Annotated in this window: 14 protein-coding genes; 4 read left to right on the forward strand and 10 right to left on the reverse strand. The window is 65.2% G+C overall.

Annotated elements, in window-relative coordinates; translation table 11 throughout:
- On the reverse strand, positions 1-238 hold a 238-nt coding region (locus CRO75_RS25960), incomplete at its 3' end, for a transposase (RefSeq protein WP_143504067.1).
- 132 nt (positions 239-370) lie between these two features.
- On the opposite strand from CRO75_RS25960, the gene CRO75_RS33345 reads away from it, so the two are divergent.
- Positions 371-922, forward strand: coding sequence for an HNH endonuclease (locus CRO75_RS33345; RefSeq protein ID WP_239990643.1), 552 nt, complete (start codon positions 371-373; stop codon positions 920-922).
- Positions 923-1,253: 331 nt separating this feature from the next.
- On the opposite strand, the gene sigJ is transcribed toward CRO75_RS33345, so the two are convergent.
- The 4 genes from sigJ to CRO75_RS25990 form a co-directional block, all read right to left on the reverse strand.
- Positions 1,254-2,141, reverse strand: coding sequence for an RNA polymerase sigma factor SigJ (sigJ, locus tag CRO75_RS25975; protein WP_097139132.1), 888 nt, complete (start codon positions 2,139-2,141; stop codon positions 1,254-1,256).
- 2 nt (positions 2,142-2,143) lie between these two features.
- Positions 2,144-2,584 carry a carboxymuconolactone decarboxylase family protein gene (locus CRO75_RS25980; RefSeq protein WP_097139134.1) on the reverse strand — a complete coding sequence of 147 codons (441 nt, stop codon included), beginning with the start codon at positions 2,582-2,584 and terminating at the stop codon, positions 2,144-2,146.
- 100 nt (positions 2,585-2,684) lie between these two features.
- Complete coding sequence (locus tag CRO75_RS25985; protein ID WP_097139136.1) at positions 2,685-3,689, reverse strand: PDDEXK nuclease domain-containing protein; 1,005 nt, start codon at positions 3,687-3,689, stop codon at positions 2,685-2,687.
- A 123-nt stretch (positions 3,690-3,812) separates the two neighbouring features.
- Positions 3,813-4,223: a hypothetical protein gene (locus tag CRO75_RS25990; RefSeq protein WP_097139138.1), complete on the reverse strand. Its 411-nt coding sequence runs from the start codon at positions 4,221-4,223 to the stop codon at positions 3,813-3,815.
- A 221-nt stretch (positions 4,224-4,444) separates the two neighbouring features.
- Here CRO75_RS25990 and CRO75_RS25995 point away from each other — a divergent pair, with 221 nt between their 5' ends.
- The 3 genes from CRO75_RS25995 to CRO75_RS26005 are packed head-to-tail and all read left to right on the forward strand — an operon-like array spanning position 4,445 to position 10,224.
- Positions 4,445-7,666: an efflux RND transporter permease subunit gene (locus tag CRO75_RS25995; RefSeq protein WP_097139140.1), complete on the forward strand. Its 3,222-nt coding sequence runs from the start codon at positions 4,445-4,447 to the stop codon at positions 7,664-7,666.
- Positions 7,656-8,822 carry an efflux RND transporter periplasmic adaptor subunit gene (locus CRO75_RS26000; RefSeq protein WP_097139142.1) on the forward strand — a complete coding sequence of 389 codons (1,167 nt, stop codon included), beginning with the start codon at positions 7,656-7,658 and terminating at the stop codon, positions 8,820-8,822. Before CRO75_RS25995 ends, CRO75_RS26000 begins: the two co-directional genes overlap by 11 nt.
- On the forward strand, positions 8,806-10,224 hold the full coding sequence (locus CRO75_RS26005) for an efflux transporter outer membrane subunit (RefSeq protein WP_097139144.1): 1,419 nt from the start codon (positions 8,806-8,808) through the stop codon (positions 10,222-10,224). Before CRO75_RS26000 ends, CRO75_RS26005 begins: the two co-directional genes overlap by 17 nt.
- Before the next feature lie 1,050 nt (positions 10,225-11,274).
- Here the strand turns inward: CRO75_RS26005 and msrA are convergent.
- The 5 genes from msrA to CRO75_RS26035 all read right to left on the reverse strand — a co-directional run bounded on the left by msrA (position 11,275) and on the right by CRO75_RS26035 (position 17,504).
- Complete coding sequence (gene msrA / locus CRO75_RS26015) at positions 11,275-11,724, reverse strand: peptide-methionine (S)-S-oxide reductase MsrA (RefSeq protein WP_097139146.1); 450 nt, start codon at positions 11,722-11,724, stop codon at positions 11,275-11,277.
- Positions 11,725-11,741: 17 nt separating this feature from the next.
- Entirely contained in the window at positions 11,742-12,797 is a 1,056-nt protein-coding gene (locus tag CRO75_RS26020; RefSeq protein ID WP_097139148.1) for a glycine betaine ABC transporter substrate-binding protein, read from the reverse strand.
- The gene (locus CRO75_RS26025; protein ID WP_097139149.1) at positions 12,794-14,860 is read right to left on the reverse strand and encodes an ATP-binding cassette domain-containing protein; all 2,067 of its coding nucleotides are present in this window, start codon (positions 14,858-14,860) and stop codon (positions 12,794-12,796) included. Before CRO75_RS26025 ends, CRO75_RS26020 begins: the two co-directional genes overlap by 4 nt.
- Before the next feature lie 125 nt (positions 14,861-14,985).
- On the reverse strand, positions 14,986-15,954 hold the full coding sequence (locus tag CRO75_RS26030; protein ID WP_097139151.1) for an aliphatic sulfonate ABC transporter substrate-binding protein: 969 nt from the start codon (positions 15,952-15,954) through the stop codon (positions 14,986-14,988).
- A gap of 266 nt (positions 15,955-16,220) precedes the next feature.
- On the reverse strand, positions 16,221-17,504 hold the full coding sequence (locus CRO75_RS26035; protein ID WP_097139153.1) for a Zn-dependent hydrolase: 1,284 nt from the start codon (positions 17,502-17,504) through the stop codon (positions 16,221-16,223).
- Positions 17,505-17,610: the final 106 nt, after the last annotated feature.

Below are 17,610 nucleotides of genomic sequence, written 5' to 3' on the forward strand. Positions count from 1 at the left end.
AGATGTCTCGCTCTTCAGTGACCCGCTTGAGTTCCGCTCGCAGTCGACGCAGTTCAGCGTGCTGGTCATCGTCTTGCTGCCGTTCTTCTTGAGGTTTGCTGTAGCGCTTTATCCACGCATAGAGGCTATGCGTCGACACACCAAGACGGGCCGCTACGTCAGCGACGGGAAGCTTCTTTTCGGTCACTTGATTGACCGCTTGGATTTTGAATTCTTCGGGATAACGCGGGTTGCTCATGGCACCTCCTGATTGGCCTCATTTTAAGGCATGGAGGTGTCTACGAAACCCGGGGCGATTCACCTCAACCTCATTGGCAACGCCACTGGCCTGAGTAAGAACCAGAGCTTTCGCAACACCAATGGTGTTTACATGAAGCTCAACAATTTCCGGCGCTGGGACCCGAGCTATACCAACTCCGGTCGTACTGGTCTTGCAAAAGGCAACAAGGATGAAGAGCTGGTATGGCTGGAGTTCGCTAACAACCCCAAACGACTCGCCGAAGTCGTGGCCGCCATCAACGCCAACGTCGAGCCCGGCACAACTACCCCTATAAATTTAAATGAAGAGGAAGAACCGGGCTTCTTCGAGGCTGAGGAAGGCAAGGTGCTCACCCGAGTGCATCGGGTACGGGAAAGGGACAAAAAGCTCGTCAAACACAAAAAGGACGAAGCCCTCAAGAAACACGGTGAACTCAAGTGCGAAGCCTGCGGCTTCAACTTCAGCAAAACCTATGGTGCGGATATCGAAGGCATCATAGACATTCACCACACTAAGCCACTGCACACACTCCAGCCCGGCGACAAAACCAAGCTCACTGACCTGGCGTTGCTATGCGCTAACTGTCATCGCGTGGTGCATTCGCGACGTAAGTGGCTGAGCGTGTCTGAGGTAAAGGCACGCTATCAAACCAATCGCGAGTGAGCGGTATTTCTACATCGCCCGTTTGCTAGTGGTTCCAGGTTGGGTCATCTCATTGTTGGCCAGCTACGTTGCCCCTTGTGCAGCGGGCTACTTGGTCGCTTACTTGATCGCCTACTTGGTCGCTTTGGCTGAGACCGGCCGAGGCTCGATTGCCAGCGATGGGCTTGAAAGGCTGCGTTTATCCAATCAATACACAGTCATCGTTAACGACCATCGCGAGCAATCGAGCGTCGACCGGCTGCTCCTACAAGGGATCACCTTCGCCTAGCTGATCGGCAGTAGTGATCCAGGTTTGCTAATCCGCAGCACTCAAGGCGGCGCGATACAAACATCACGCCAACGAACCACTCCCCAACAACCCCAACTTCTCCGGATTACGCATGATAAAAACGCGATTCACCCTTCCCCCCGCGTCATACCCAAAACTCACCACCGCCACCACCTCCCCCTCTCCTCTTAACACCACTCCACGCCCACCATTGATCTCCACCTCCTGCCACTGATACGCCCGCCAGTACTTGCTCAACGACTCCCCCACAAACCCCAGCACCGCCTCCAGCCCATACAAGGTCTCGCGAATGGCGCTGGCTTTGCCGCCGCCGTCGGCGCAGAGCTCAACGTCTTCGGAGAGCATGGCGGCCAGGCTTTGGGTCGAGCCGCTGGTGATGGCGCTGTGGAAGGCGCTCAGCAGTTGTTGCTGGCGTGAAGGTTCCGGCTGGTAGCGCGCCTGGGTGTTGCCCAGGCTGGCTTTGGCGCGGGACACCAGTTTGCGGCAGGTGGCTTCCTGGACGCCGAGGGTTTGTGCGACTTGGGGGTAGTCCAGGTCGAAGATGTCGTACAGCAGGTAGGCGGCGCGTTCCTTGGGGGTCAGGCGTTCGAGCAAAAGCAGGAAGGCGGTGGACAGCGACGAGGCCAGTTCGTGGCTCTGTTCGGGGGAGTGGTGATGCAGGCTGTGGATCGGTTCCGGCAGCCAGGTGCCGATGTATTGCAGGCGCGAGCGCTGGGCCGAGCGCAGCAGGTCGATGCAGTGCCGGGTGCAGGCGGTGGTCAGCCAGGCGGCCGGGGTGGCGATGGAGGCCTTGTCGGCCTCCAGCCATTTGATGAACAGGTCCTGCACCACGTCCTCGGCCTCGGCGCGCGAGCCCAGGAGGCGGTAGGCCAGGCCCAGCAGGAAGCTGCGACGGCTTTCGAACACCGTCGTGTCATCGATTCGATCCATCCTCAGTGCCTCGACACCTGCAAGCGATTCCACAGGTTGATCATGCCGATATCGGCCGTCAAGGCGGCGATCTGCGCTTCGCTGAAATGTTCGCGCAGGGCGGCGCGCAACGGGCCGAAGTCGGTGTCTTCGCGCAGCACGGTGAGGGCTTCGGTCCAGGCCAGGGCGGCGCGTTCGGCGGCGCTGAAATCGCTGACATGGCGCCAGACCACCAGGCGGTCCAGGCGCTCGTTGCTTTCGCCGTCTTCACGGGCTTCGCGGGTGTGCATCTTCACGCAGAAGCCGCACTGGTTGATCTGCGAGGCGCGCAATACCACCAGGTGGTGCAGCTTGCGCGCCAGGCCGTGGGCGTCGATCAGGCCGTGGACCTGGCCCAGGCTTTCGAAGATCTCGGGGATGGTTTGCAGCAGGTTGACGGCTTGGGTCGGGTGGCTGGATGACATGAGGTGGCTCCGTTATTTGAGGGATACACCGACATGACGGGCCAGGTGGGTGGTTTGTGACGGGGGGGCGGAAAAATAATTCGGGCTCCGATAAGGCGGCTCAAACCGCCTGAGGATTCAGCGCATAAAACTCATGCAGCTTGGCCTGCAGAAGCTTCTTGTCCGGCAGTTGTGTCTGGTACTCGGCAATCAATGCGGGTGAGAGTGAGCGGTTGAGGGCGTACTCGACCACCTCGTCGTCCTTGCTGGCACAGAGCAGCACGCCCAGGGCCGGGTTCTCATGGGGTTTGCGCACCTGGCGGTCCAGCGCTTCCAGGTAGAAATCCAGCTTGCCCAGGTATTCCGGCTCGAAGCGCCCGACCTTGAGCTCGATGGCCACCAGACAATTCAAGCCGCGATGGAACAGCAGTAGATCCAGCACGAAATCACGCCCGCCAACCTGCAAGGGATAGCGCGAAGCGACAAAGCAGAAGTCGCGGCCCATTTCGATCAGAAAGTCTTTGAGTTGCCGCACCAGCCCCTGATGCAAATCCGCTTCGTTATGCCCCGGGGCCAGGTCGAGAAACTCCACCACATAGGCATCCTTGAACACCTTCAACGCCTCGGGATGAATTTGTCTCAACACTGTCGAGACTTTTGCCGGTTGGGTCAGTGAGCGCTCGAAGAGGGCCGATTTGATCTGGCGCTCCAGTTCCCGGGTTGACCATTGTTCCTGGATCGTCATGCGTAGGTAGAACTCGCGCTCTTCTGGCCGCTTGCCTTGCGCAAGAATGATCAGGTTCTGGGTCCAGGGTAATTGTGTCAGCAGTGCTGACACTTTCTCCTCGCCTCGATAAACCTCATAGAACTGCCGCATGCGGAACAGGTTACGCCGGGTAAAACCCCGCAACCCCGGCTGCTGCCGCGCAAGATAATCCGCCAGTTGCTGAACCACTCCATCGCCCCACTCCGCCGCCTCGATCTTGCGGCTGATATAGGCACCGACCTGCCAATACAGCTCCACCAGTTCGGTGTTCACCGCCCGCATCGCCCGTTGGCGCGCGGCGGCGATCATTTGCGCCACTTCGTTGAAGGCCGCATCGGTGGATGGCAGTGCTTGATTCATAAAATGGGTCCTGCCTGAAGGATGTAGTCCACCATCATCAGGCGGCCCTCAATCAACGTGCAGTCAGCCGCTTCTCTTTCTATTGAGCGAAATTTCCTGGATTGAGCAACGCCGACAGCCCTATCACCCCGGCATACACTCAAAATCCCGCACGCTCGCCACCTGCTTCCCCTCCCCGTCATACAACCTCGCCCGCACCTCAGTCCCCAACGTCGACTCCACCAGTTTGTAATGCTCCCCCGCCTTGAAGTTCGGGTAACTCACCTGCCCGCGGCAATCGACCTGGTTGGAGTCGCCGCCGACTTCTTCAAACAGGGTCACGTCCAGGCGGTGGGCGCCGGGCTGGACTTGGAAGTAGCGGCCGTCGTCGACGTTCTTGCCGTCGACGCGTTCGGCCAGCAGGTCGCTGGAGCCCTCTTCTTCCAGGCTGATCCAGGCTTCGTTGGGATCGGCCTTGGGCATCGGGCCGGCGCAGGCGGAGAGCAGCAGCACCAGGCTCAGGGCGGGAATCAGCAACAGCGGTTTGGCATTCATGGCAGGTACCTCGGCAGTAAAAAAATCGACACAGGGCGGAGCGAAAAAAGCGCTCGCGCCGATTGCCATCCAGCTTGTCGAGGCACCCGCCACAGGACAAATGAATCCCCGTGAAAGGAAATTCAGGCCCAACCTAAAACTTCCTTCACCTGGCTGAAAGCCGCGTGTTAGGTGGGTCGCGGCAGGCTGCCGAGGTTCGTTTTCCCTCGGAGGTCCACCGCATGCTCGGGCTGGTCAAGACCGCTCTGCTCAAGCCCTACACGTTTATCGTGCTGGCGATTTTTATCTGCATCATCGGGCCGCTGGCGGCCCTGCGTACCCCCACCGATGTGTTCCCCGATATCGGTATTCCGGTGGTGGCGGTGGTCTGGCAGTACACCGGCCTGTCGCCGGACGCCATGGCCGGCCGGGTAATCTACACCTACGAGCGCTCCCTGAGCACCACGGTCAACGACATCGAGCACATCGAGTCGCAATCCTTGCCGGGCATGGGCATCGTCAAGATTTTCTTCCAGCCGGGGGTGGATATCCGCACCGCCAACGCCCAGGTCACGGCGGTGTCGCAAACCGTGCTCAAGCAGATGCCGCCGGGCATCACCCCGCCGCTGATCCTCAACTACAGCGCCTCGACGGTGCCGATCCTGCAGATGGCCTTCTCCAGCCCGACCCTGTCGGAAGCGAAAATCCGCGACCTGGTGCAGAACAACATCCGCCTGCCCCTGAGCTCCGTGCCGGGGCTGGCGATGCCGACGCCCATGGGTGGCAAGCAGCGGCAGATCACCCTCGACCTGGACCCGCAGGCCCTGGCCGCCAAGGGCCTGTCGGCGCAGGACGTGGGCAATGCCCTGGCGGCGCAGAACCAGATCATCCCGGTGGGCACCGCCAAGCTCGGCGCCAGTGAGTACACGGTGCTGCTGAACAACAGCCCGACGGCCATCGACGAGCTCAACGACCTGCCGATCAAAACCGTCGACGGTGCGCTGATCACCATCGGCCAGGTGGCCCATGTGCGCGACGGCTCGCCGCCGCAGAGCAATATCGTGCGGGTCGACGGCCACCGCGCGGTGCTGATGCCGGCGCTGAAGAACGGCAATATCTCCACCCTGTCGATCGTCGATGGCATCCGCCAGATGCTGCCGCGCATCGACGAAACCCTGCCGCCGGCGCTGAAGACTTCGCTCTTGGGCGACGCCTCGGTGTTCGTCAAGCAATCGGTGGGCAGCGTGGCCCGGGAAGGCATCATCGCCGCGCTGCTGACCAGCGCGATGATCCTGCTATTCCTCGGCAGCTGGCGCTCGACCCTGATCATCGCCGCCTCGATCCCCCTGGCGGTGCTCGCCGCCATCGCCCTGCTCGCCGCCAGCGGCCAGACCCTGAATGTCATGACCCTCGGCGGGCTGGCGCTGGCGGTGGGGATCCTGGTGGACGACGCCACGGTGACCATCGAGAACATCAACTGGCACCTGGAACAGGGCAAGGCGGTGAAGGACGCAATCCTCGACGGCGCGAAACAGATTGTCGGCCCGGCCTTCGTCTCACTGTTGTGCATCTGCATTGTCTTCGTGCCGATGTTCCTGTTGCAGGGCATCGCCGGCTACCTGTTCCGCCCCATGGCCCTGGCGGTGATCTTCGCCATGGCCAGCTCGTTCATCCTCTCGCGGACCCTGGTGCCGACCCTGGCCATGTACCTGCTCAAGTCCCATGTGCCGGAGCCGGGCCCGGGGCATCATCCGGAAGATGAGTTCATCAACCATCACGAGGGCGAGCAGCACGTCCGGCCACGGCATGCCCTGGTGCGCGGGCTGCTGGGGTTCCAGCAGGGGTTCGAGCGGCGCTTCTCCAACGTGCGCGACACCTACCACGGCCTGCTGGCCCTGGCCCTGGCCAACCGCAAGCGCTTCCTGCTGGGGTTTCTCGCCTGCGTGCTGGCCTCCTTCGCCCTGCTGCCGAGCCTGGGCCAGGACTTCTTCCCGGTCACCGACGCCGGCGCCCTGGCCCTGCATGTGCGCCTACCCCTGGGCACGCGGATCGAGGAAAGCGCGGCGGCCTTCGACCGCATCGAGGCGCGGATTCGCGAGGTGATTCCGCCAGAGCAGCTGGACAGCGTGATCGACAATATCGGCATCCCCTTGAGCGGCATCGACATGGCCTACAGCAGCAGCGGCACCATCGGCCCGCAGGATGGCGACATCCAGGTCACCCTTAAGCCCGGCCATGCGCCGACCGCCGACTACGTGAAGCGATTGCGCGAGGCCCTGCCGGAAAGTTTTCCCGGCAGCCAGTTCGCCTTCCTGCCGGCGGACATCAGCAGCCAGATCCTCAACTTCGGCGCGCCGGCACCGCTGGACGTGAAAATCTCCGGGCCCGACAGCGCCGCCAACCGCGCCTATGCCCTGGAGCTGCAACGGCGCCTGCAACATGTGCCGGGCATCGCCGACCTGCGCATCCAGCAGTCCACCGGCTACCCGTCGCTGGCAGTCAAGGTCGACCGCCTGCGGGCCAATGGCCTGGGGATCACCGAGCGCGACGTGACCAACAGCATGGTGGCCTCCTTGGCCGGCAGTTCCCAGGTGGCGCCGACCTTCTGGCTCAACCCGCAGAACGGCGTGTCCTATTCCATCGTCGCCGCCACCCCGCAATACCGCCTGGACAGCCTGCCGTCCCTGGAGGCCCTGCCGGTGACCGGCAGCAACGGCCAGTCGCAGATCCTCGGCGGCCTGGCCAGCATCTCGCGGGTGGACAGCCCGGCGGTGGTCACCCACTACAACATCCAGCCGACCCTGGACCTCTACGCCAGCGTCCAGGGCCGCGACCTGGGCGGCGTGGCCCGGGATATCCAGAAAGTCCTCGATGACAGCCAGGCGCTGCGGCCCAAGGGTGCGACCATCAGCCTGCACGGGCAGATCGACGCCCTGCATGAAGCCTTCAGCGGCCTGAGCCTGGGCCTGCTGGGCGCGGTGGTGCTGATCTACCTGCTGATCGTGGTCAACTTCCAGTCCTGGCTCGATCCGTTCGTGATCATCACCGCGCTACCGGCGGCCCTGGCCGGCATCGTCTGGATGCTGTTCTTGAGTGGCACCTCGCTGTCGGTGCCGGCGCTGACCGGGGCCATCCTCTGCATGGGCGTGGCCACGGCCAACTCGATCCTGGTGGTGAGCTTCTGCCGCGAACGCCTGGCGGAACACGGCGATGCCCTGAAGGCCGCGCTGGAAGCCGGCTACACGCGTTTTCGCCCGGTGTGCATGACCGCCCTGGCGATGATCATCGGCATGCTGCCCCTGGCCCTGTCCGAGGAGCAGAACGCGCCCCTGGGCCGCGCCGTGATCGGCGGCCTGATCCTCGCCACCACCGCCACCCTGTTGTTCGTTCCCGTGGTGTTCAGCCTGGTCCACGGGCGTCACCCCACTCGCGCTGTCGCTGGAGAAAGTACCCATGTCGCCTGAACACACCCCCTCACGCAAACGCCTGCTGTGGCTGGGCATCGGCGGCCTGACCCTGGCCGCCCTGCTGGTGGCCAACGGCCTGGCCGCGCGCACCCGCCATGAACGCGCGGTGGCCGCCTGGACCGAAACCGCCGCCGTGCCCCAGGTGCTGGTGTTCCAGCCGCAGCAGAACCGCCAGGGCGACACCCTGCGCCTGCCGGCGCACCTGGAAGCCTGGAGCAAGGCGCCGATCCACGCCCGGGTCAGCGGCTACCTGAAAAGCTGGAACAGTGACATCGGCGCCAGGGTCAAGGCCGGGCAAGTCCTCGCCGAAATCGACAGCCCCGACCTCGACCAGCAGCTGGCCCAGGCCCATGCCCGGCTGGTGCAGGAACAGGCCAATGCGCGGCTGGCGCAGACCACCGCCGTGCGCTGGCAGAACCTCGTGGCCAGCCACTCGGTGTCGCGCCAGGAGGCCGATGAAAAAACCTCCAACGCCGCGGCCGCCAAGGCCAATGCCGAAGCAGCCGCTGCCGATTACGCGCGACTCTCGGCCCTAGAGGACTACAAGACCATCCGCGCGCCCTTCGCCGGCACCATCACCGCGCGCCACACCGATATCGGCCAGTTGATCAAGGCCGACAACGACAGCGATCCGCAGCTGTTCGATCTGGCCGACACCCGCAAGCTGCGGCTCTACGTGCCGGTGCCGCAGAACTACGCCAGCGTGATCCGCCCCGGCCTCAGCGCCGAGCTGACGGTGCCGGAGCACCCCGGCCAGCACTTCAGCGCGCGGCTGATCGGCGACTCCACTGCCATCGATCAGCGCTCCGGCACCCTGCTCGCCCAGTTCATCGCCGACAACCCCGACGGCGCGCTGCTGCCCGGTGACTACGCCGAAGCCGCGCTGGCCCTGCCCGCCGACACCCGGGGCGTGAGCATTCCGGCCAGCGCCTTGATCTTCCGCGCCCAGGGCACCCAGGTGGCGCTGCTCGACGAGCACAACCACGTGCACCTGCGGGACATCCATATCGGCCTCGACCTCGGCGCGCGGCTGGTGATCGACCAGGGCCTGCAAGCCGCCGACCGGGTGATCGACAACCCGCCCGATGCCCTGCGTGAAGGCGACCTGGTGCAACTGGCCGACGCCGGAGGTGAGCATGCGCCCAAGGCTTGAGCCGCTTGCGGTGTTGCTGGTGCTGGCCCTGCAAGGCTGTTCCCTGGCGCCCGGCTATCAGGTGCCGCCGGTGGAACTGCCGGCCCACTACCGCGAACAGACCAGCGACGGCCCCTGGCATCCGGCGCAACCGGCGGATCGGCTGGCCAGCCAGTGGTGGCGGCTGTACCAGGACCCGCGCCTGGATGACCTGCAACAACGCCTGCTCAAGGCCAACCCGGACCTTGCGGCGGCGCTGGCGCACTTCGACGCGGCCCAGGCCTATGCCAGCCAGCTGCATGCCGGGCTGTTCCCGCAGATCAGCGCCAGCGGCCAGTCGCTGCGCCAGCGCCAGTCGGACCATCGGCCGTTGCGCGGCGGCAGCCAGCCTTCGCTGTACAACAGCAACAGCGCCGGTTTCTCGCTGAGCTTCGACCCGGACCTGTGGGGGCGGATTCGCAATCAGGTGGCCGCCGGCGACGCCCAGGCCGAAGCCTCGGCCGACGACCTGGCGGTGGCGCGCCTGAGCCTGCAACAGCAGTTGGCGACGCTCTATGTGCAGCTCAATGGCCTGGATGCGCAGCGCGCGATCCTCAGCCAGTCCCTGGACGATTACGCCCAGGCCCTGCAATTGACCCGCAGCCGCTACCAGGGGCAGATCGCCTCGGAGCTGGACCTGACCCGCGCGCAAAATCAGCTGGCCAGCGCCGAGGCCGAGCTGGACGAAGTGCGCGGGCAACGCAACCTCACCGAACACGCGATCGGCGAACTGGTGGGCGAACCGGCCAGCCAGTTCCAACTGCCCGCGACCCAGCAGACCCTGGCCGTGCCCAGCGTGCCGCAACAACTGCCCAGCGCCCTGCTGCAACGCCGCCCGGACATCGCCGCCGCCGAACGCCGGGTGTTCGCCGCCAACGCCAACATCGGCGTGGCCCGGGCCGCCTGGTACCCGGACTTCAGCCTCACCGGCCTGCTCGGCGGGCAGACCCAGGGCAGCGGCAACCTGCTGGCGGCGGGCAATCGCTATTGGGCGCTGGGGCCTCTGGTCAACCTGCCGATCTTCGACGGCGGCCGCCTGAGCGCCAACGAACGCCAGGCCCACGCCGAATTCGAGGAAGCCGCCGCCCATTACCGCAGCCAGGTGCTGCGGGCGGTGCGTGAGGTGGAGGACAACCTGGGGCAGTTGCGGGATTTGCAGCAGGAGGCCCTGGACCAGCAGGCGGCGGTGAATGCCGCCGAGCATACGCAGGCCCTGGCGATGAACAGTTATCAGGCGGGGGCGGTGAGTTATCTGGAGGTGGTGACGGCCCAGACCGCGGCGCTGCAGGCGCAGCGGGGGTTGCAGGCGCTGCAGACGCGGCGGTTGCAGGCGAGTGTGGGGTTGGTGGTGGCGTTGGGTGGGGGGTGGAAAAGTGGGGTTTGATTTGAGCGGATACGGATCCGCTCAACTGTGGCGAGGGAGCGGGTTTCCGATCGCTCGCTCAGCAGTCACAAGCCTAATTTCTCTGTGCATCTGAAGCGTTGGGGGGATTGGATATTGGGTACATATCCGTTTCTGCGGTTACGGCCACTTAGGGTTCCGCCCTTACGGCGGGTCACTTTGGAAGGGCCCCAAAGTAACCAAAGGGCCCTGCCCCTGGCGTCCGGTCCTCGCTAAGGCTCGGATTCCCTCGCTCCGGTCCTGCTCCGTGGGCCGCCGCCACAGGCCATCCATGGCCTGGGGCGGCTAACTCGGCATCCCTGCCGAGTTGCCCACTGCGCAGAACCTCCACTCGGCCTCCCGATGGGGCAAACCATCAAAAACAACGCGAGGCGGCCTACCGGCCGGCCTGGCTGGGAATGCGGTCTCTGTAGCCGCTGCCGAGCGCAGCGAGGCTGCGATCGAGGCCGAAGGACTCGCCAGGCGGACACTGCGTTTCCCCAGATCCTGCGAGGCGTCAGGTTTAGCGGCCCTGCGGGCCGATCGCAGCCTCGCTGCGCTCGGCAGCGGCTACACAAAGCGTGTCAGACAGAAGAGTTGCAGCATGGCGAAGGCAGCAAGCTTTGGCTTGGCTTTGTTTTGGCTTTGGCTTTGGCTTTGGCTTTTGATCTTGCTCTTGATCTACCCGCCCCTTTCCCAGAGGCCGAACGCAGGTCTTGCGCAGGGGGCACCTCGGCAGGGATGCCGAGGTAGCCGCACTGGGCCAGGGATGGCCCATTGCGGCGGCCCCCGGAGCAGGACCGGAGTGAGGGCATGCCGAGCACTAGCGAGGCACCGAATGGTGGGGCAAAGCGTTTTGGTTACTTTGGCGCTCTTCCAAAGTGACCCGCCGTAAGGGCGGAACCCTAAGCCGCCGTTACCGCAGGAACGGATATGTACCCCGTCCAAAAAGTCCAGTGCCAGAGCCGACACCATCGCGAGCAATCGAGCGTCGACCGGTTGCTCCTACAGAAGCCGACCTGCAGCGAGAGCAAACCGCCTGCGGCCAACCCCTCAGATATGGCAACTGCTCAAGCCATTCTTTTCCAGGTAGCGCTGGTGCGCTTCATCCGCCAGTTCAAACCGACCCAGGGGCACGATCACCGTGGCCACGGGTTTGTTGAGGCGGCCGGAGTCTTGCAGGGCCGTCTTGGCCTGCCGTGCCTGTTCGGCCTGTAGGGCGCTGGCGTGGAAGATCGCCGAGCGATATTTCCCCCCACCATGCTCCCCCTGCCGATCCACCGAAGTCGGATCATGCAGCCCCCAGAAGTGCTCGATCAGGCTCGGATAAGCCAATACCCGCGGATCGAAGTCCACCTGCACCACCTCGATCCGCAACGACTCATCGCCCGCCTCCACGGCGTAGCCCACCCGTGTCTCCACCACTCCCGGCAGTGCCCGGAACGCGGCTTCCGCGCCCCAGAAACAGCCCGCGCCGAAGGTGGCCTGTTTGATCCCGCTCATGTTCCGACGCTCCTCGCTCATTGCACCGACCCAACTTTCTCGCCGCTGGCGCCCAGCCATTGATCGACGATCGCCGGGTTGGCCTGGACCCAGGCCTTGGCCGCTTGCGCCGCCGGTTGCTGTTCCTTCTCGATCCTGAGGATCAGGTCGTTCAACACCTGCGGGTCGATGCTGAAGTTTTCCAGGAAGGCGGCGATCCGTGGCGCGCGTTTCTGCAAGGCGCTGGAGGCCAGGACATAGACCCGGGCGTCCGGGTAGGCGCAGGTGATCGTGCTCTTGTTCAGCCAGTCGGCGTCCACCGTCGGGCTGACGAATTTCCAGCAGCCGTCGGCCTTGTACAGCGGGTCGCCCTTCTTGTTGTCCTGGGCGTAGCCGTCGAACGCCGGTTCGTCCAGGCGGCGCAGGTCGAAGGCGGAGAAGATCCAGTCCGGGGTGTAGGCGTAGAACACCACGCCGCGCTGGGCCTTGTAGGCCGCGGCCAGCTTGGCGTAGGTCACCGAGGCTTCGGTGGACACCGACTCGAATTTGTCGGCAAAGCCGAAATCCTTGGCCTTGATCTGGCCGATATAGGTCGACTCCCAACCCGCCGGGCCCACCAGCAGTTGCGCCTTGCCGCCGCCCAGGGGTTCGAAGAGCTTGGCCACTTCGGGTTTCTGCAGGTCGTAGACCGACTTCACGCCGTATTGGTCTTGCAGGTAACCGGGGATGTAGAAGCCCTGCACCCCCAGGTAGGGTTGCTTGTTCGGCACCAGGGAGCGGGTGCCGCCGGTGACGTATTTGGCCCAGGCGGCGGATTGATTAGGCAGCCAGATATCGGTCAGCACATCCACCGAGCCGTCGCCCTTGGCCGCGGCGGCGAACAGCACCGGTATGTCACCGGCGAGGTAAGACACGTCGCCGTCAAGGCGGCTTTTGATCACCTCGCCGAGGATGTTCTGGATGGCGATGGCGCCGGTCCAGTTCTGTTCGCCGATGACGATCTTGTCCTTGGCCAGGGCTGGCAGAGCCAGCCCCAGCAGCAGCGCGGCAGCGCCCAGGGTGCGGGAAAACGACTTGTTCAAGAGACACCTCATTGCTGATGGAAAGCGCGATCCCGCTGGCGCAGGGTCGCTTGAATGATGCGGTCGGGAATCAACGCGCAGAACACGATCGCCGCGCCGGCCAACATGCCCTCGCCGCCCTTGATATTGCGCAGCGCGGTCATCACGTCGTAGCCCAGGCCGCCGGCGCCGATCAGCGCCGCGACCACCACCATCGACAGGCTCATCACCAGGGTCTGGTTGATCCCCAGCAGCAGCGAGCCGGCGGCCAGGGGTAGCTCGACCTTGGTCAGGATCTGCCACGGCGTGGCGCCATGGGCCAGGGCCGCTTCGACGGCGGTCTTGGGTACTTCCCGGATCCCCAGGGCAGTGAGGCGGATCATCGGCGCCAGGGCGAAGATCACCGTGGCGATCACCGCCGGGGTCTTGCCCACCGAGAAGAAGGCCACCGCCGGGATCAGGTACACGAAGGTCGGCAGGGTCTGCATCACGTCCAGCAAGGGCGTGATCAGGCGCCGGGCCAGGGCGCGCTTGGCCAGGAGGATGCCGGCGGGCACGCCGATCAGCAGCGACAGCAGCACCGAGGAACCCACCAGGGCCAGGGTGGCGATGGTCCGCTCCCAGAAACCGAACAGGCCGATATAGAGCAAGGCCGCCGCGCTGGTCAGGGCCAGGGCCGCGCCGGCACTGCGCCAGGCCAGCAGCACCAGGGCCAGCGCCGGCACTGGCCAGGGCAGCCAGCCCAGCAGGCTTTCGATGCTTTCGATCACCGTGCGCACGGCGACTATCACGCCGACAAAGGTGCTTTCGAAGGTGACCTGGGACCAACCGATCAACTGGTCGATGGCCGCCGCGGTGCCCAGCAGCGCCTGGCGGTCGGCGGGAAACTGCAGCCAGGGGCCGCTGGCATCCACCGCCAGCACCCGCCACAGCACCAGGCCCTGGCACAACAGCAGCACCAGCCACGGCAGGCGCCAGTCGGAACGGCCCTGGCGGCTCGGACGGCGGGCCAGGGTCACGCTGAGCAGGCGGCTAAGCAACAGGCCGAGCACCGCCAACCCAGCCCAACCGAGGCTGGCGCTGGCCAACCATTGGCCCAGGGCACTGGCCGCCGCCAACTCCAGGGCGAACCCCAGCCAATACAGCGCGCCACGGCCGCTGGCGGCCAAGGCCGCCGGCCCCAGCAACAGCGCCTGCCAGAAGGAAAACCCCGGGGCCACGGGCGCCGGAGCGGCGGTTGTCTTAGCCGAAGCGACGGGCGCCGCGGCCAGCGTGTCGCTGCGCACGCCGTGCTCCTGAAAGAAGTCCGCCACCTCAGCGTCCGCCGGCTGCTCCAGCAACTCGCCGGGCGTGCCGAGCTGGATCAGCTGGCCCTGGCGCAGCACCGCGATGCGGTCGGCCAGGCGCAGGGCTTCCGCCGGGTCGTGGGTCACCAGCAAGGTGGTGATGCCGCGCTCGCGCACCAGGCGCAGGAAGTGGCGTTGCAGGTCACGGCGGATGGTCGGGTCCAGCGCGCTGAAGGGTTCGTCCATCAGCAGGATGTCCGGCTCGCTGACCAGCGCCCGGGCCAGGCCGACACGCTGCTGCATGCCGCCGGACAGCTCATGGGGATAGTGCTCGCCCCAGCCCTCCAGGCCCATGGCCCGCAGCTGCACATCGGCCGCGGCGTGGCGCTGGGCCTCGGGTTCGCCGCGCAGTTCCAGGGGCAAGGCGACGTTGTCGCGCACGCTGCGATGGGGCAGCAGGCCGAAGTGCTGGAAGACCATGCCGATGCGCCGCGAACGCAGGGTGCGCAGGTCCTTGGCCGAAAGCTGGCTGATGGCCGCGCCATCGATCAGCACCTCGCCGCTGCTGGGCTCGATCAGCCGGTTGATGTGCCGCAGCAAGGTGGACTTGCCGCTGCCGGAGGTGCCCATCAGGCACAGCACTTCGCCACGGCGCACGCTGAGGCTGACCTGCTCCACCGCCGGCGCGGACGAGCCGCGGCCGTAGCGCTTGGTCAGGTTGCGCAGCTGGAGCACCACCTCGGCGCTGGCCGGTTGCGGGGCGGACGAGGCTGGGACGGCAAAGGCCTCTTGGGGATAAACGGCAGACACGGGCACTCCTGATGCCGGACGCGCAACCGCGTCACCGGCAGTGATAAAGAAGAAAAATGGCTGGGGCCGGTCAGCCGGCTACCCCGTGGGAAGGGGCTCGCCGACACAGGCGAGCCAAGGCTCAGTTACAAATGCTTGGGGCTCCACAGCTGCACCGCGCGGGCATCCACCGGCTTGGGCAGGAGTTTTTCCTGGTAGAAGGCATCGGCGATTTTCTGCTGCTCGCCCAGGGTGTCCGGCTGCACCGCTTCCACCTTGTAGGTGCGACGACTGTTGGCCAGCTCCACTGTGCTCACGTCCAGGTTGCCCCACAGCGGGCCGAGCAGTTTTGCCGCCTCCGTCGGGTGTGCCTTGACCCAGGTGCCGGTCTTCTGCAGCTCGGCGAACACCTGGTTCAGCACCTCGGGGTGGGCCTTGGCGTAATCGTTGGAGGCCAGGTAATAACGCCGGTAGCTGGCCAGGCCCTGGCCGTCGTGCAGCACCCGCGCGCCTTGCTGGCGCTGGGCGCTGGCGACGAAGGGTTCCCAGGTGACCCAGGCATCGACCTTGGCGGTTTCCAGGGCGGCGCGGCCGTCGGCCGGGGTCAGGTACACCGGCTGGATATCGGCGAAACCCAGGCCGACTTCGCGCAACGCGGCGATCAGCAGGTAATGGCTGCCGGCGGCCTTGGTCACGGCGACACGCTTGCCCTTGAGGTCGGCCAGGGACTTGAGCGTGGAGTCCTTGGGAATGACGATGGACTGGGCGGCGGGCGATGGGGTCTCCGTGGCGAAATAGGTCAGCTTGGCCCCAGCGGCCTGGGCGAACACCGGCACCGTGTCGGCGACGTCGGCGCTGATATCGACGTTGCCCACGTTCAGCGATTCCGCCAGGGGCAGGCCGCTGGTGAATTCATGCCAGGAGATCTTCACGCCCTGCCCCGCCAGTTGTTTTTCCAGGGTGCCCTGGGCCTTGAGCACCGCCAGCAGGGTCGAGGATTTCTGGTAGCCGATGCGCAGATCACTATCGGCCTGGGCATTGAGAGCCATGCCCAGCGCCAGACCGGCCAGGGCGGTGATCGACAAGCTACGACGCAAAGCAAAGGGCAGGCGCATGGGGGCGGACCTTCTGGGAGACAGGAAAGTCGCTAAAAGCTAATCGATCTAAGAATTCAAATATAAATACTTTTTAAGCATTAGCTTAGGTTCGGCTGGCAGGCCCGAGGTGCATGTGCTGGCCGATCACCCATCGCCCTGTAGCCGCTGCCGGGCCCGCGAGGCTGCGATCGACCCCGCAGGGGGCGCGGGGATCTCTAGACCGCTGAAGGCCTTCGGCCTTATCGCAGCCTCGCAGGCTCGGCAGCGGCTACAGGCGCATGTCCTCAGGCCACCCGCTGTCCTTGGGCGACGGCCTGGGATGCCGCCAGCATCGCCCGCAGCAACACCGCGCAGCCGGCGGCGAGGTCGTCGGGGTCGGCGTTTTCGATTTCGTTGTGGCTGATGCCGCCTTCGCAAGGCACGAAGATCATCCCCGCCGGCCCCAGCTCGGCGACGAAGATCGCGTCGTGCCCGGCGCCGCTGACGATGTCCATATGGGACAGGCCCAGCCCCTGCGCCGCATCGCGCACCGCGTCGACACAGATCTTGTCGAAATACAGCGGTGGAAAGTCCGCGGTCGGCTGCATGTCGAAGGTCAGGCCATGTTCTTGGCAGGTGCTGTCGATCACCTGGCGCACCTCGGCGATCATCGAGTCCAGGCGCGCCGGTTCCAGGTGCCGGAAGTCCAGGGTCATGCGCACCTCACCGGGGATCACGTTGCGCGAACCGGGATAAGCCTGCAGGCAACCCACGGTGCCGCAGGCATGGGGTTGATGGCCAAGGGCGGCGCGGTTGACCGCGGCCACCACCGCCGCCGCGCCGACCAGGGCGTCCTTGCGCAGGTGCATCGGGGTCGGGCCGGCGTGGGCTTCGACGCCGCGCAACTTCAGGTCGAACCATTTCTGGCCGAGGGCACCGAGCACCACGCCTATGATTTTCTTTTCGTCCTCGAGGATCGGCCCCTGCTCGATATGGGCTTCGAAGTAGGCCCCCACCGCGTGCCCGCTGACCTGGCGGCTGCCGGCATAGCCGATGGCGTTCAGCGCCTCGCCGACGCTCACGCCTTCGGCATCGGTCTTGGCCAGGGTTTCCTCGAGGGTGAATTTCTCGGCGAACACCCCGGAGCCCATCATGCACGGCGGGAAGCGCGAGCCTTCTTCGTTGGTCCACACCACCACTTCCAGCGGCGCCTCGGTTTCCACCCCGAGGTCGTTGAGGGTACGCAGCACTTCGAGCCCGGCCAGCACGCCGAAGCAACCGTCGAACTTGCCGCCGGTGGGCTGGGTGTCGATATGGCTGCCGGTCATCACCGGCGGCAACTGCGGGTTACGCCCGGGGCGGCGGGCAAAGATATTGCCGATGCCATCCACCGTGACCGTGCAGCCGGCCGCCTCGCACCACTGCACGAACAGATCGCGGGCCTGACGGTCGAGGTCGGTCAGGGCCAGGCGACAGACCCCGCCCTTGACCGTGGCCCCGAGCCTCGCCAGCTCCATGAGCGACTGCCACAGGCGGTCGCGGTTGATGTGCCGGTGGCTGGATTGCAGAACGTCGACGGCAGCGTTCATGGTGATCTCCTCAGGCTTTTCTGGTTGTCGTTGACGAGGGGCGCTCGTCTGGAATCTGGCGCTGGGCGATGAACTTTTTCGCGAGCACGCTCGCTCCTGCAAAAAG

It is taken from the genome of Pseudomonas sp. LAMO17WK12:I10 (assembly GCF_900215185.1).
Taxonomy (GTDB): domain Bacteria; phylum Pseudomonadota; class Gammaproteobacteria; order Pseudomonadales; family Pseudomonadaceae; genus Aquipseudomonas; species Aquipseudomonas chlororaphis.